This is a genomic window from Roseomonas genomospecies 6 (genome assembly GCF_008365375.1).
Classification (GTDB): domain Bacteria; phylum Pseudomonadota; class Alphaproteobacteria; order Azospirillales; family Azospirillaceae; genus Azospirillum.
Map to the genome: position 1 here is coordinate 347,187 of NZ_QOKW01000001.1, position 13,790 is coordinate 360,976.

The following is a 13,790-nucleotide window of genomic DNA, read 5'->3' on the forward strand; positions in this document are numbered from 1 at the left end:
CCCCACCCAACCCTCCCCCTCGCCCGCCACCGCCCTACCGGTCGCCGCGCAGAACGTCGCGGCTGGCCAGCACCGCGCCGCCCATGATGAGCGCGCAGGCCGCCCACACGGACCAGCCCCCCGCCGCCTGCCCGAACAGGATCAGCAGCAGCGTGGAGGTCAGCGGCGTGGCGTAGGACAGCACGCCCAGCGCCCGGATGTCGCCGCGCTTCACCCCGTGGTCCCAGACGAAGAAGGCCGCCCCGACCGGCCCGATCCCCATGGCGAGCACCGCCAACCATTCCCCGCCCGACGGCGCCACCGTCGTCTCGAACAGCAGGTGCGACAGCCCGGCCAGCACCGCCGTGGCGAGGCAGAAGCCGCCGACCGCCTCCGTCGGCACGTCGCCGAAGCGGCGCGACAGCACCGAATAGGATGCCCAGAGCACCGCCGCGGCCATGGCCGACAGGTAACCCGGCGTGTCCCCGGCGTCGAGCGACAGGCCGCGCGCCCCGCCCGTCACGATCAGCACCGTCCCGGCCAGTCCGCACAGCGCGCCCAGCACATGGCCGCGCTTCAGCCGTTCGCCCGGCAGCAGGGCCGAGAACAGCACGATCAGCAGCGGCCAGAGATAGTTCAGCAGATTGACCTCCACCGCCGCGCCGGGGGCGAGGCGGAAGGCCAGGAAGTAGAAGAAGTGATAACCGAACAGCCCCGCCACCCCGAGCAGCCAGACCGGCCAGGGCTGGCGCAGCACGCCGATCACGTCCTTGCCCCGCGCCGCGCCCGCCGCCGTCCCGACGACGAAGGCGACCCCGAAGGACATCGCCACGAGCTGGAACGGCGGAATGGTCCCCGACAGCGCCGTCAGCAGCGCCAGCGTGGACCACATCAGGATCGCCAGACCACCAATGGCGGTGGCGCGGCGAACGGAGGCCGAAGAGCCCGGATTCGGAAAGGAGTCGGTCGTCATGCCGCACCCTTAGCGCACCGGCAGGGCGCGGGCAATCGTCATGGTGGCGGAGGCGCCGCGCCTCAGAAAAGCCCGTTCAGCAAAGACCCGCGCCCGCTGTAGCCACTGCCCCCCGTCAGGATGCCCAGCGCACCGGACCCGGAGGAACCTCCCCCGGTCAGCAGGGCGGTCAGCCGCTGAAGCTGCGGCGTGGTCTGAAGCGGGTTCTCCCCCTTGACCGGCTGCTTGGCGACCGTGTCGTAATCCTTGCTGTAGTCGCCCATGCGGAGCTGGAGGCCGTAGTTCTTCTCCTCCTTGGCCGCCACGCCCTTGTCGCGGGAAACGCGCAGCGTGTAGTCCCCACGGTCCAGCGTCAGGGTTCCCGCCTCGAACTTCTTGTAGGCGTCGTAGGTGGAGCCGGCCTCGCTGTTGCTGTCGGCGACGATCTTGCCCTGCTTGTCCATGAGCTGGACGCGCACGCCCGCGTCGCCGACCCGGCCCAGTGTCGCCTCGCCCGGCGCCGTGACCGAGAATTTGTAGAAGTCCGCCGGATCGTTGGGGGCCAGCGAGCTGAGCACGTTCAGGCGGCTGGTGTCCTTCACCAGCGTTCCGACATTGGTGGCGAAGGGCGCGGCGTTCAGGGCCGATTTGCGGACGGTCTGCTCATACTCCTGGACCTTGCCGCCGGGCTTGGCGTCGGTCGCCTGCTTGGCCTGTTCCTGGACGCGCTTCATCGCCGCGTCGATGGACGACTGAAGGCTCTGCGCCATGCTGCCGATGTCGCTCAATCCAACCATGGCACGCCCCTCCGGCCGACGTCGTTCGCGTTTGTCGGTCAGCCCTATGCAGATGGCGGGCCAATGAGGAGTCGAATGCTATCAACGGCTTGACGAACTCACCCAGCCGGCATGGCGGTAAATTCCGCCTTCCGCCCGGCAGAAACTGCCGGTCCTAAGCGTCCACCAGCGCGAACTTGTCCACGTCCACCAGACCGCGGTCGGTGATCTTCAGATGCGGGATGACCGGCAGCGGCAGGAAGGCCAGTTGCAGGAACGGCTCGGCCAGCGGGCAGCCCATCTCCCGCACGGAGGCGCGCAGACTGCGCAGATGGCGCTCCACCGTTTCGAAGGGCTCCAGGCTCATCAGCCCGGCCAGCGGAAGGGCCAGTTCGCCCACCACCGCGCCGTTGCGCACCGCCACGAATCCGCCCTGAAGCTCGATCAGGCGGTTCACGGCGACGGCCATGTCCTCGTCCGACGCGCCGACCACGCAGATGTTGTGGCTGTCGTGCCCGACCGAGGAGGCCAGCGCGCCTTCCCGGAAATGAAACCCGCTGGCGAAGCCGCGTCCGACATTCTGGTTGGTGCCGTGACGGGCGAAGACGCAGATCTTCAGGATGTCGCGGTCGGGATCGGCCACCAGCCTTCCATCCCTGGCCGGCACCTCCAGCCGCAGATGGGCGGTGATGATCTTGCCGGGCAGGACGCCGATCACCGACTGGACGGAGCCCGCGGCGGGCACCGCGAAATCCTCCGCCGTCACCGGGTGCAGCTTGACGGAGCGCAGGCCGACCGGGCTGACCGCCGGACGTTTGGCGAAGATGTCCGGGGTCACCACCCGCCCGTTGCGGATGACCCGGTTGACCGCGCAATCCTCCAGATCGTCCAGCAGCACGAGGTCGGCGCGCTGCCCGGGCGCCACCAGCCCGCGGTCGAACAGGCCGAAGCCGCGCGCCGCCGACCATGTGGCCGCGCGGTAGACATGCGCCATCGGCGCGCCCAGCCGGATCGCGCTGCGGATCAGATGGTCCATGTGCCCCTCCTCGGCGATGTCGAGGGGGTTGCGGTCGTCGGTGCAGAAGCCCAGGAAGGGCGAGGTTTCCGGCTGGATCACCGGGGCCAGCGCGTGCACGTCCTTCGACACCGACCCGTCGCGGATCAGCACCTGCATGCCCTTGCGCAGCTTCTCCATCGCCTCCGGCGCGCTGGTCGTCTCGTGGCAGTTGCGGATGCCGCAGGAGAGGTAGGCGTTCAGTTCCCGCCCGCTGAGCAGCGGGGCGTGGCCGTCGATGTGGCGCCCGTCGAAGGCGGCCAGCTTGTCCAGAACCCCATCCACCTTATGGAAGACGCCGGGGAAGTTCATGAACTCCGCCAGCCCCAGCACCTTCGGGTGGTCCTTGTGGCGCAGCAGGTCGGCCGCCTCCAGCCGCGCGCCGGACGTCTCAAGCTCCGTCGCCGGAACGCAGGAGGAGAGCTGCACCCGCAGGTCCAGCACCGTTCCTTCCGCGCAATCCAGGAAATAGCGCAGCCCCTTCTCCCCCAGCACGTTGCAGATCTCGTGCGGGTCGCAGATGGCCGTGGTGGTGCCGCGCGGCAGGACGCAGCGGTCGAATTCCAGCGGCGTGACGCAGGTGGATTCGCAATGGACGTGGGTGTCGATAAAGCCCGGAACCACCGTCAGCCCGCGCCCGTCGATCTCCTCGGTGCCTTCATAGGAGTCGTAGGTGCCGACGATCCGGTCGCCGCACAGGGCGATGTCGCCCGCGGCGATCTCGCCGGTGACGACGTTCAGGAAGCGGGTGTCCTTGATGACCAGATCGGCCTTGGTCTCGCCCAGGGCCTGACCGATGCGCTTCTTCAGATCGTCCCGGGTGACCGCCATGATTCCGCCTCGTCCTGCCCGTCCCACTTCATTCTAGGTGGATGGCGGAGCGAAGCCGTTCAATCCGCTTCACCGCGACTCCGGCACGGCGATCGGACCGGCGCTCGGCGCGGTGCCGTGGTAATCCGGGTAGCTCCAATAGGACCGGGGCTCCAGACGGTAGGCCGGAAGCCCCGCTCCCAGCGCGTACACCGGCCCGCAACAGCCATAGCCGACGCCGTAGCTCACCCACCCGGACGAACCGGCGTCGCCGCAAGCCGTCGGCAACAGCAGGGCAACGGCAATGCTGAATTGAAAAAATCTGCGGACGATGGCTTTTGCGGACCCCATGATCCACCACCCCATCCCGGAGCGTTGCACCTCTATCTCGGTAAACGCGTTTTTGTCCTCATTTATTCCCGAAGAAATTGATCTGTTCAAAAAACAATAGGCGCTTGGGCCAGTCCCAGTCCAAAGGTCGCGCGGCAACATGTCATGGAGCGATTTAACGCTTCGGAAACGACTGGCTACCCCATTATCGTTGCACGCAGAGGCGGCACAAGACCGCCGTAACGGGGGCGTCCAAGCATGTTGAAAGCGCTTAAAAACCTTAGAATCGGGCCGAAAGTCTATCTTCTTGTGGGGCTTCAGGCGGTGGTGGCAGCGGTGACCGGCCTGATCGGGCTGGCCGCCATGCAGGATCTGGCCATCAAGTCCGAGGCCATTGAGTTCGCGTCGGAACGGCAAGTGCTGGGCGAGCAGATCAACGGCCTCGTTCTGGCCGTCGTCATGGACTCGCGCGGCGTCTACATGTCCCGCGACCGGGCGGAGGTCGACAAATTCGGCAAACCCCTGTTGGACAACCTGAACATTCTGGGCGAGCGGCTCGGCACGCTGAAGCGCGTCACCCCGGCGGACGGGCAGGCTTCACTGGGTCCGGTGGCGGCGAAGACGGATGAGTTCATCCGCTTCCGCACGGAGCTGGTGCGCATCGCGCGCGAGAAGGGCGCGGCGGAGGGCCGCATCTACGGCGACAACGACGCCAACCGCAGCAACCGTCAGGCCCTGAACACCGCCCTGCAGAAGCTCAACACGGAACAGGGCGCGTTGATCGACAAATTGCACGACGAGCTGGTGTCGGCGCGCAGCCACTGGACCACCCTGATGATCGGCGTCGGCGTCGGCGGCGTGGCCTTCGGCATCCTGCTGGCCATCCTGGTCGCCCGCGACATGATCGCGCGCCCCATCGCCCGCATGACCGCGACGATGAAGACCATCGCCGCCGGCAACACGACGGCGGAGGTGCCGGGCACCGGCCAGGGCGACGAGATCGGCGACATGGCGAACGCCGTTCTGGTCTTCCGCGACGGGCTGCGGCGTGCCAACGATCTGGCGGAGCAGGAGCGCCAGGAGATCGAGGTGCGCCGTCGTCGGCAGGACCGGCTGGAGGCCCTGACCCACGGCTTCACCCAGAAGATCGAGGGGCTGTGCCGCACCCTGAACGGGGAGGCGGACAACATCCGCAACAGCGCCGAAAGCCTGTCCAATTCCGCCTCCGACGCCTCGCGGCGCAGTTCCACCGTCGCCGCGGCGGCGGAGCAGGCCACGAGCAACGTCCAGACCGTCGCGTCGGCGACCGAGGAGTTGTCCGCTTCCATCGGCTCCATCAGCCAGCGCATCGGCGAGGCCGCCCGCATCGCCAGCGAGGCGGAGCACGAGGCCCAGCGCACCAACAGCACCATCCAGGGCCTCGCCCAAGCCGCGGAGAAGATCGGCGCGGTCGTCAACCTCATCACCGAGATCGCCAGCCAGACCAATCTGCTTGCGCTGAACGCGACGATCGAGGCCGCCCGCGCGGGCGAAGCCGGCAAGGGCTTCGCCGTCGTGGCGCAGGAGGTGAAGAGCCTCGCCAACCAGACCGCCCGCGCCACCGAGGAGATCTCGGCCCAGATCGTCGCGATCCAAAGCGAGACCCAGCAGGCGGTCGGTGCCATCAGCGGCATCGTCGGCACCATCGAGCGGATCAGCGACATCAGCACCAACGTGGCCGCCGCGGTGGAGCAGCAGGGCTCCGCCACCCAGGAAATCGCCCGCAACGTGCAGGAGGCCGCCATCGGCACGCAGGAGGTCTCCTCCACCATCTCCGGCGTGTCCCAGGCCGCCGACCGCACCGGCGAGGCCGCGGGCGGCCTGCTCGGCGCCGCCAAGGGACTGTCCGTCCACGCACGCACGCTGCAAACCGATGTCGAGGATTTCACCCGCCAGATGAAGGCGGTCTGACCCCCTCCCTCCTCCCCCGCCTCCACCTGGGGGAGGAGACTTTTCCCGACGCATCCTTTCGATTGATGCGCGCGCCGCGTTCGATGCTTACCGGCTTCATGGCCCGTTTGATGTAGATCAATGCCTCGCCCACGCCACAACTGGTGCAATGCCGGCGAGCGCTTCGCGCCCTAATACCCCTATAAATAATAGGGATTAAGCCGCGCTGTGGTCCCGCCACGGCGCGTCGTGGCGTGCTGCGCATCCGGCGTCCGGCAAGCGGGCGGCCAGCAGATCAATGCAAAAGGGTCTTTGGGGGAAATCATGCCCGACGGACATGTGGATCTCGACGCCGAGTACATCGGCAATCTCGATGAGTATGAAGGCGCGCTGGCCGGCCTGTCCCGCCGGGAGTTCCTGACCTATTGCACGGGCGTGGCCGCCACGCTGGGCCTCTCCCCCGCCTTCGGCGTGAAGATCGCCAACGCCGCCGTGGCCGCCCCGCGCCCGACGGTGATCTGGCTGTCCGGACAGGCCTGCACCGGCTGCACCGAATCGCTGCTGCGCACCCACCACCCGTCGCTCGAAACGCTGATCCTCGACACCATCTCGCTCGATTACAACGAGACGCTGATGACCGGTTCCGGCCACCAGGCCGAGAACTGGAAGCAGCAGGCGATGAAGGACAATTGGGGCAAGTACCTGATGGTCACCGACGGCTCCATCCCGACCAAGGACGGGGGCGTCTACTGCATGGTCGCCGGCAAGACCTACAGGGAAGCGGTGCTGGAGTGCGCCGAGGGTGCGGCCGCCGTCATCTCCATGGGGTCCTGCTCCTCCTGGGGCGGCTGGCCGTCCACCGGCGTCAACCCGACGGGTGCGGTCGGCCTGAACGAGATCATCAAGGACAAGCCGGTCGTCTCCGTCCCCGGTTGCCCGCCGAACCCCTACAATTTCCTGTCGCTGGTCCTGCATTTCGTCGCCTTCGGCAAGCTGCCGGAGCTGGACGACAAAATGCGCCCGAAGTTCGCCTATGGCCGCCTGATCCACGAGAACTGCGAACGCCGCCCGCATTTCGACGCCGGACGCTTCGCCATGGAGTTCGGCGACTACGGCCACCGCCAGGGCTATTGCCTCTACAAGCTGGGCTGCAAGGGTCCGGAGACCTACGCGAACTGTCCGTCGGTCGGCTTCAACGATGTCGGACAGGGCACCTGGCCCGTCGGCACCGGCCACCCCTGCTTCGGCTGCACGGAGAAGGGCGTCGGCTTCACCAAGGGCATCCATGAGCTGGCCTCGCTGAAGTCGGTGGCGCCGCCGAACAGCTATCCGGCGGTCGCCGTGGACAAGGGCGAGGGCGTCTCCGCCGGGGCCGCGGCGGTGGTCGCCGGCATCGCCGGTGCGGCGGTCGGCGCGGGCGCCGTCATCACCAGCCGGCTCGGCAAGCAGGACGCGAAGGCCGACTCCTCCTCCACGGCCGCCGAGTGAGGTGACGCCATGTCGAAAAGCATGATGTCGAAAAGCAAGACATCGGTCTCACGGCGCGGCTTCCTGAGGAACGCGGTCAAGGGCAGCGCCGCCGCTGCCGCCGCGACCTGCACGACGGTCGTCGCCGCCCCGCCGGAGGCCAACGCCCTCCAGCGCCCGCCCAAGCCGCTGCCGCCGGACGCGGTCGGCCTGCTGTACGACAGCACGCTGTGCATCGGCTGCAAGGCCTGCGTGACCGCCTGCAAGGAGGTCAACCACATGCCGCCCGACGTCGGCCCGGCCCAGCAGGGCTGGAACGCGGGGGGCGGCGACAGGCCGATCTACGACAGCCCGGTCGAGCTGTCCGCCAAGACCCTGAACGTCATCAAGGCCTACAGCCACGGCACCGGAGCGACCAAGGACGCGGCGGAGAACGGCCACGCCTTCATCAAGCGCCAGTGCCTGCATTGCGCCGATCCGTCCTGCGTGTCGGTCTGCCCGGTGTCGGCGATGACCAAGGACGCCAGGACCGGCATCGTCAACCACGACCCGAGCGCCTGCATCGGCTGCCGTTACTGCGTGCTGTCCTGCCCGTTCGGCGTGCCGAAGTACGATTACAACGACGCCTTCGGCGAAATCAAAAAGTGCCAGCTCTGCAAGCAGCAGCTCGCCAAGAACGAGCTTCCCGGCTGCGCCGACGTCTGTCCGACCGGGGCGACGCTGTTCGGCCGCACGGAGGACCTGCTGGCGGAGGCCAAGCGCCGCACCGCGCTGAAGGTGGGCGAACACGCGCATTTCCCGCGCGGCGACATCGCCGGCAAGGTGGGCGGCCCGCGCGACGGCCATGAGAAGCTGGTGGAGGCCGCCTACCAGACGCACATCTACGGCGAGAAGGAGCTGGGAGGCACGCAATGCCTCGCGGTGTCCGCCGTGCCGTTCGACAAGCTGAACCTGCCCACCAACGTGCCGGAGAACGGCTATCCGACCCTGTCGGAAGGCATCCAGCACACGCTCTACGCGGGCATGATCGCCCCCGCCACGGTGTTCGCCGGTCTCGCCTATCTGGCGCACCGCAACACCAAGAACCACACCGACGAGTGAGGGGGCCGCGCCATGTCTTCGCAAGCTCATGAGCATCAGCCGCTCGGCGGCCGGGTCCTCACCCTTCCCTTCCTGATCTGCGCCGCCTTGGTCGCCATCGCCGGCGTCATCCTGTTCCAGCGCTACACGCAAGGCCTGGGGGCAGCGTCGAACCTGAACGACGGCTATCCCTGGGGCATCTGGGTGGCCATCGACGTGGTGATCGGCTCGGCCTTCGGCTGCGCCGGCTACGTCATCGCGCTGCTCTGCTACATCCTGAACCGAGGCGAGTACCACCCGCTGGTCCGTCCGGCGGTGCTGGCCAGCCTGTTCGGCTACGGCCTCGCCGGTCTGGCGGTGCTGGTCGATCTGGGCCGCTACTGGAACTTCTACCACATGATGCTGCCCTGGTACGCGCAGCCGAACTCCGTGATGCTGGAGGTCGGCCTGTGCGTGGCGACCTACACGCTTGTTCTGGTGGTGGAGTTCGCCCCGGCCTTCCTGGAGCGCTTCGGCATCGAGGGGCTGCGCGCCAAGCTGAACAAGGTGCTGTGGGTCTTCATCGCGCTGGGCGTCCTGCTGCCGACGATGCACCAGTCCTCGCTGGGCACCATGATGGTCATCGTGGGGCACAAGCTGTCGCCGCTGTGGCAGTCGCAGATGCTGCCGGTCTTCTTCCTGCTGACCGCCATCCTGATGGGATTCGCCATCGTGGTGTGGGAATCGGTCATGGCCTCGCTGAACTTCCGCCGCCCGATGGAAACGCCGGTGCTGTCGAAGCTGTCCGGACTGATGCTTGCGGTCGCCTCGCTGTTCGTAGTCCTGCGCTTCGTCGATCTGATCGTTCGCGGCCAGTTCGGCCAGATCTTCGGCGGCCCGCAGTCCGGCTGGTTCGTGGCGGAGATGGTGCTGATGATCGCCGGTCTCGCGCTGCTGATCCCGAAGGCCAACCGCAACCGCTCGCGCGCCCTGTTCCTGTCGGCCTCGCTTCTTCTGGTGGCGGGCATCCTCTACCGCCTGAACGTCTATCTCATCGGCTTCACGCCGGCGGTCGGTCCTTGGCACTACTTCCCTTCGGTCAAGGAAATCATGGTCACCGTCGGCGTCTTCGCGCTGGAGATCGCGCTGTATCTCCTCTTCGTGAAGAAGCTGCCCGTCATGCACGCCGTCCATCCCGAGCACGGCTGAGTTTAGGAGACTTTCGTTATGGCTCAGCGAGTTGTTGTTGATCCGGTCACCCGCATCGAGGGTCACCTGCGGGTCGATTGCGAAGTGGACGGCGGCAAGGTCACCAAGGCCTGGGCGTCGGGCCAGATGTGGCGCGGCATCGAACTGATCCTTCAGGGCAAGGACCCGCGCGACGCCTGGGTCTTCGCCCAGCGCATCTGCGGGGTCTGCACCACGGTGCACGCCATCACCTCCGTCCGCGCGGTGGAGAACGCGCTGAAGCTGGAGGTGCCGCTCAACGCCCAATACATCCGCAACATGATCCAGGGCGCCCACAACGTCCACGATCACATCGTCCACTTCTATCACCTGTCCGCGCTGGACTTCGTGGACATCGTGTCCGCGCTGAAGGCCGACCCGGCGGCGACGGCCAAACTGGCCCAGTCGATCTCCGGCTGGCCGCGGAACAGCACGCAGGAGTTCGCCACCGCGCAGAAGAAGCTGCAGGCCTTCATCAATTCCGGCCAGCTCGGCATCTTCGGCTCGGGCTATTGGGGCCATCCGGCGATGAAGCTGACGCCGGAAGCCAACCTGATGGCGGCGGCTCACTATCTCCAGGCGCTCGACTACCAGCGGCGCATGAACAAAGTGGTGGCGATTCTGGGCTCCAAGACCCCGCACATCCAGAACATGGCGGTGGGCGGCGTCACCAACCCGATCAACATGGACAGCCAGTCCACACTGACGCTTGAAAAGCTGATGTACATCAAGCAGCTGATCGACGAGGTGGGCGACTTCATCACCCAGGTCTACATCCCCGACGTGGCGGCCATCGGCGCCTTCTACGCCGACTGGACGCAGTATGGCCGCGGCGTGGTGAACTACCTGTCCATCCCGGACATGCCGCTGGACACCAAGGGCACCACCTTCGCCCTGCCCGCCGGCTACATCGACGGGGGCGACCTCGCCAAGTTCACGCCGATCAAGGACTTCCACGACCCTTACTTCGAGAAGGGCGTGAAGGAGAGCGTGAAGCATTCCTGGTACCAGGGCGGCAAGGGTCCCCTGCACCCCTACGACGGCGAGACGATCCCGAACTTCACCGACTGGCAGGACGACGGCAAGTACAGCTGGATCAAGTCGCCGACCTTCTACGACAAGCGCGCCCAGGTCGGCCCGCTGGCCAACGTGCTGGGGATGTACGCATCGGGCCACCAGCGCACGCAGTTCTGGGTCAACGCGGTGCTGGACGCCGTGTCGGGCCATCTCGGCAGCAAGGTGGGCGTCGACGCGCTGCACTCCACCATCGGGCGCCACGCCGCCCGCGCGGTGCGCTGCGTGGTTCTGCACGAGGAGTTGCAGAACCAGTGGAAGCTGCTGATGGAGAACATCGCGAAGGGCGACACCAAGACCTTCAACAAGCCGGTGTTCCCGAAGGGCGAGATCCGCGGCTTCGGCTTCCACGAGGCGCCGCGCGGCATGCTCTCGCATTGGGTCGTGATCGAGAACGGCAAGATCAAGAACTATCAGGCCGTCGTGCCGACCACCTGGAACGCCGGCCCGCGCGACGAGGACGGGAACATCTCGGCCTACGAGGCGGCTCTGCTCGACAACCCGGTGGCGGTCGCCGACCAGCCGCTGGAGATCATCCGCACCCTGCACAGCTTCGACCCGTGTCTGGCCTGCGCCGTGCACCTGACCGACACGGAAACGAAGTCGCATTATCAGGTGAAGGTCGTCTGACGACCATAGCCAGCGTCACCGAAAGCCCCTCTTCCCCGCGGGAGAGGGGCTTTTCGTGTCGCGCTTCATCCTTCTGTTTCAAAACCTTCGAACGGAGTCTCCGTCCCATGTCCATCCTCGTGCTCGGCCTCGGCAACATCCTTCTGATGGACGAAGGGGTGGGCGTGCGCGCCATGGAGGCGTTCGACGCCACCTGGAGCGTTCCCGATCACGTCAGCGTGGTGGACGGCGGCACCTGCGGCATGGACATGCTGGACCTGATCGCCAGCCACAAGCATCTGATCGCGGTGGACGCGGTGAAGACCGGCGCGCCGCCCGCCACCCTGACCGTGCTGCGCGGGGACGAGGTTCCGGCCTATTTCAAGGGCAAGCTGTCGCCGCACCAGCTCGGCCTCTGCGACCTGTTGGCCTCGCTGCGCCTTCAGGACGAGGCGCCGGAAAGCGTGACGGTGATCGGCTGCGTGCCGATGGCGCTGGGCACCGGCCTGATGATGTCGCCGGAAATTGAGGCCGTGATCCCGCGCATGGTCACCATGATCGTGGAGGAACTGGCCCGCCACGGCGTCACCGCCACGCCCAAGGGCTGAGCGTAGCGGTGACCATCAGTCCTTAGCGGTCGGCGCGGATCGGACCGAACTCCACCGGGACCCAGGCATAGCCCTTCCCTTCCGTCCGGACATGACCGATGCCGGGGAAGGGCAGATGCGCGCCGGCCACCCACAGCTTCTGCGCCGCGGCGTCGGCGAAAATCTTCTTGCGGGTGGCGATGGCCTGCGCCTTGTCGGCGTCGAACTCGATGACGACCTCCGGACGGGAGAACTGCACGGCGTGGCTGTGCACGATGTCGCCCCACACCAGGATGCTTTGCTCACCCGAGGTGAAGAGATAGCCGCTGTGACCCGGCGTGTGACCGTGGGCCGCCACCGCTTCCACACCGGGCACGAGGCTGTCGCCGGACTGGTAGGGCTTCAGCTTCCCCGCCGCCGCATACGGGGCGACCGCGGCGCGGGCCATGGCGAAGAAGGGCTGGTTCTCGGCCGGGGCCTTGGCCGCCACCTCCTCGCTCAGCCAGAAATCGGCGTCGGCCTTCGCAACGTGGACGGTGGCGTTGGGGAACAGCATGGCGCCGTCCGGGCGGAGCAGGCCGTTGGCGTGGTCCGGGTGCAGGTGGGTCAGCAGGACGGTGTCGATCTGCTCCGGGTTGTAGCCGGCGGCGCGGATGTTGTCGGCGATGAAGCCCAGCGCCGGGCCGAACGCCTTGGCCGTGCCCGTGTCCACCAGAACCAGATTCTTGCCGGTGTGCACCAGATAGGCGTTCACCGCCGTCTGCACCCCCGGCGTCTCGTCCAGGAACATGCGGGCCAGCAGGCTCTGGATGTCCTCCGCGCTGGCGCCGCCGAGGATCTTGCGGTCGAGGTCGATGAAGCCGTCGTACAGCGCCGTGACTTCGAAATCGCCGAGCGCCATGCGGTAGAAGCCGGGCGCCTGGGTCCGCTGCTGGCCCGGCAGATCCGCCGCCAGGACGGGCGCCGCAGGGGCCAGGACGGCAGCGGTTGGAACGGCAATGGCCAGAGCCAGCAGGGCTTTGCGCAGAGTGGCGAAGGTTGGCAGCGTCATCGGCGGCGGTGTCATCGGCGTGGTTCCCCTTCAGGACGGTCGGCGCCCAGCATGGCCGTCCGCGCCACGCGGGGGAAGGGTGCCGAGGGCTCCGCGTCAAACAACTGAATTCATTACCGGAATTCGCAGACATCGGAGAAAGGAAAAGGCCCGGCGGAGCGCTCCGCCGGGCCTTCGGTACCGAATCGGGTGTCCTCGATCAGCCCAGCGCGAGCAGCGCCACGCCGGCCAGACCGAACGCGGCGCCCGTGCCGCGCAGCGCCAGCGCGCCCTTGCCGCCCTCGACGAAACGGCGCAGCGACAGGGCCGCGCCGATGCCCGCGCCGTGCAGAAGCGCCGTTGCCAAGGCGAAGCCCAGGCCGTAGAGCAGCGGCTCCGCCGCCTCCGGCATCTCGGCACCATGGGCGTGACCGTGGAAGACGGCGAACAGGGCGACCACACCGGCCGAGGCCAGCAGCGGCAGGCGGGACTGGAAGGCGATCAGGGCGCCCAAAGCGACCACGGACAGAACGATGCCCAACTCGACCTGCGGCAGGCCGATGCCGGCCATGCCCAGCAGGCCGCCGCCGATCATGGCGCCGACGAAGGCTGCGGGCAGCGCCCACAGGGCCGCACCGCCGCGCTGCGCCGCCCACAGGCCGACGGCGACCATCGCGAGCAGGTGGTCCCAGCCGCCGACCGGGTGCAGGAAACCATGGACGAAGCCGGCGTCGTGGGCGCCGAAGGTGTGGGCGAGCGCCGCGTTGGGAAGCGCGGCCAAAACCGCCGCCGCGGTGGCCGACGCGAAAGCAAAACGTTTCATCCGTGAAGAACCCCTGCTTGTATCGTTGAGCGGCGCGCGACCGACCCCACCCCATCGCACGCGAAGCGTCCGCCACTTTAGCAG

At 67.4% G+C, this 13,790-nt stretch carries 12 protein-coding genes; 6 read left to right on the plus strand and 6 right to left on the minus strand.

The features are described from left to right. Positions 1 to 34: 34 nt before the first annotated feature. The 4 genes from yddG to DS843_RS01660 all read right to left on the minus strand — a co-directional run bounded on the left by yddG (position 35) and on the right by DS843_RS01660 (position 3,922). Positions 35 to 952 carry an aromatic amino acid exporter YddG gene (gene yddG, locus DS843_RS01645; RefSeq protein WP_149467149.1) on the minus strand — a complete coding sequence of 306 codons (918 nt, stop codon included), beginning with the start codon at positions 950 to 952 and terminating at the stop codon, positions 35 to 37. Between the two features lie 62 nt (positions 953 to 1,014). Further along, on the minus strand, positions 1,015 to 1,728 hold the full coding sequence (locus tag DS843_RS01650; protein ID WP_149467150.1) for a hypothetical protein: 714 nt from the start codon (positions 1,726 to 1,728) through the stop codon (positions 1,015 to 1,017). A gap of 154 nt (positions 1,729 to 1,882) precedes the next feature. Beyond that, positions 1,883 to 3,592, minus strand: coding sequence for an adenine deaminase (gene ade / locus DS843_RS01655; protein ID WP_149467151.1), 1,710 nt, complete (start codon positions 3,590 to 3,592; stop codon positions 1,883 to 1,885). A gap of 69 nt (positions 3,593 to 3,661) precedes the next feature. Then, positions 3,662 to 3,922 carry a hypothetical protein gene (locus DS843_RS01660; protein WP_149467152.1) on the minus strand — a complete coding sequence of 87 codons (261 nt, stop codon included), beginning with the start codon at positions 3,920 to 3,922 and terminating at the stop codon, positions 3,662 to 3,664. A 237-nt stretch (positions 3,923 to 4,159) separates the two neighbouring features. Between DS843_RS01660 and DS843_RS01665 the strand changes: the two genes are divergently transcribed. The 6 genes from DS843_RS01665 (at position 4,160) to DS843_RS01690 (ending at position 11,874) form a co-directional block, all read left to right on the plus strand. Beyond that, a complete protein-coding gene (locus DS843_RS01665) occupies positions 4,160 to 5,851 on the plus strand; it encodes a methyl-accepting chemotaxis protein (RefSeq protein ID WP_149467153.1) in 1,692 nt (563 codons plus the stop codon). Positions 5,852 to 6,154: 303 nt separating this feature from the next. Next, positions 6,155 to 7,318: a hydrogenase small subunit gene (locus DS843_RS01670; protein ID WP_208852164.1), complete on the plus strand. Its 1,164-nt coding sequence runs from the start codon at positions 6,155 to 6,157 to the stop codon at positions 7,316 to 7,318. A gap of 9 nt (positions 7,319 to 7,327) precedes the next feature. Next, positions 7,328 to 8,398: a hydrogenase 2 operon protein HybA gene (gene hybA / locus DS843_RS01675; protein ID WP_149467154.1), complete on the plus strand. Its 1,071-nt coding sequence runs from the start codon at positions 7,328 to 7,330 to the stop codon at positions 8,396 to 8,398. Between the two features lie 12 nt (positions 8,399 to 8,410). After that, entirely contained in the window at positions 8,411 to 9,565 is a 1,155-nt protein-coding gene (hybB, locus tag DS843_RS01680) for a Ni/Fe-hydrogenase cytochrome b subunit (RefSeq protein WP_149467155.1), read from the plus strand. 18 nt (positions 9,566 to 9,583) lie between these two features. Beyond that, positions 9,584 to 11,287, plus strand: coding sequence for a nickel-dependent hydrogenase large subunit (locus DS843_RS01685; protein ID WP_149467156.1), 1,704 nt, complete (start codon positions 9,584 to 9,586; stop codon positions 11,285 to 11,287). 107 nt (positions 11,288 to 11,394) lie between these two features. Continuing rightward, positions 11,395 to 11,874, plus strand: a complete 480-nt coding sequence (locus DS843_RS01690) for a HyaD/HybD family hydrogenase maturation endopeptidase (RefSeq protein WP_149467157.1) — start codon at positions 11,395 to 11,397, stop codon at positions 11,872 to 11,874. A gap of 22 nt (positions 11,875 to 11,896) precedes the next feature. Here DS843_RS01690 and DS843_RS01695 read toward each other — a convergent pair whose 3' ends face one another. Both DS843_RS01695 and DS843_RS01700 read right to left on the minus strand, forming a co-directional pair. Next, positions 11,897 to 12,904, minus strand: coding sequence for an MBL fold metallo-hydrolase (locus DS843_RS01695; protein WP_149467158.1), 1,008 nt, complete (start codon positions 12,902 to 12,904; stop codon positions 11,897 to 11,899). A gap of 199 nt (positions 12,905 to 13,103) precedes the next feature. Continuing rightward, positions 13,104 to 13,706: a HupE/UreJ family protein gene (locus tag DS843_RS01700; protein WP_149467159.1), complete on the minus strand. Its 603-nt coding sequence runs from the start codon at positions 13,704 to 13,706 to the stop codon at positions 13,104 to 13,106. Positions 13,707 to 13,790: the final 84 nt, after the last annotated feature.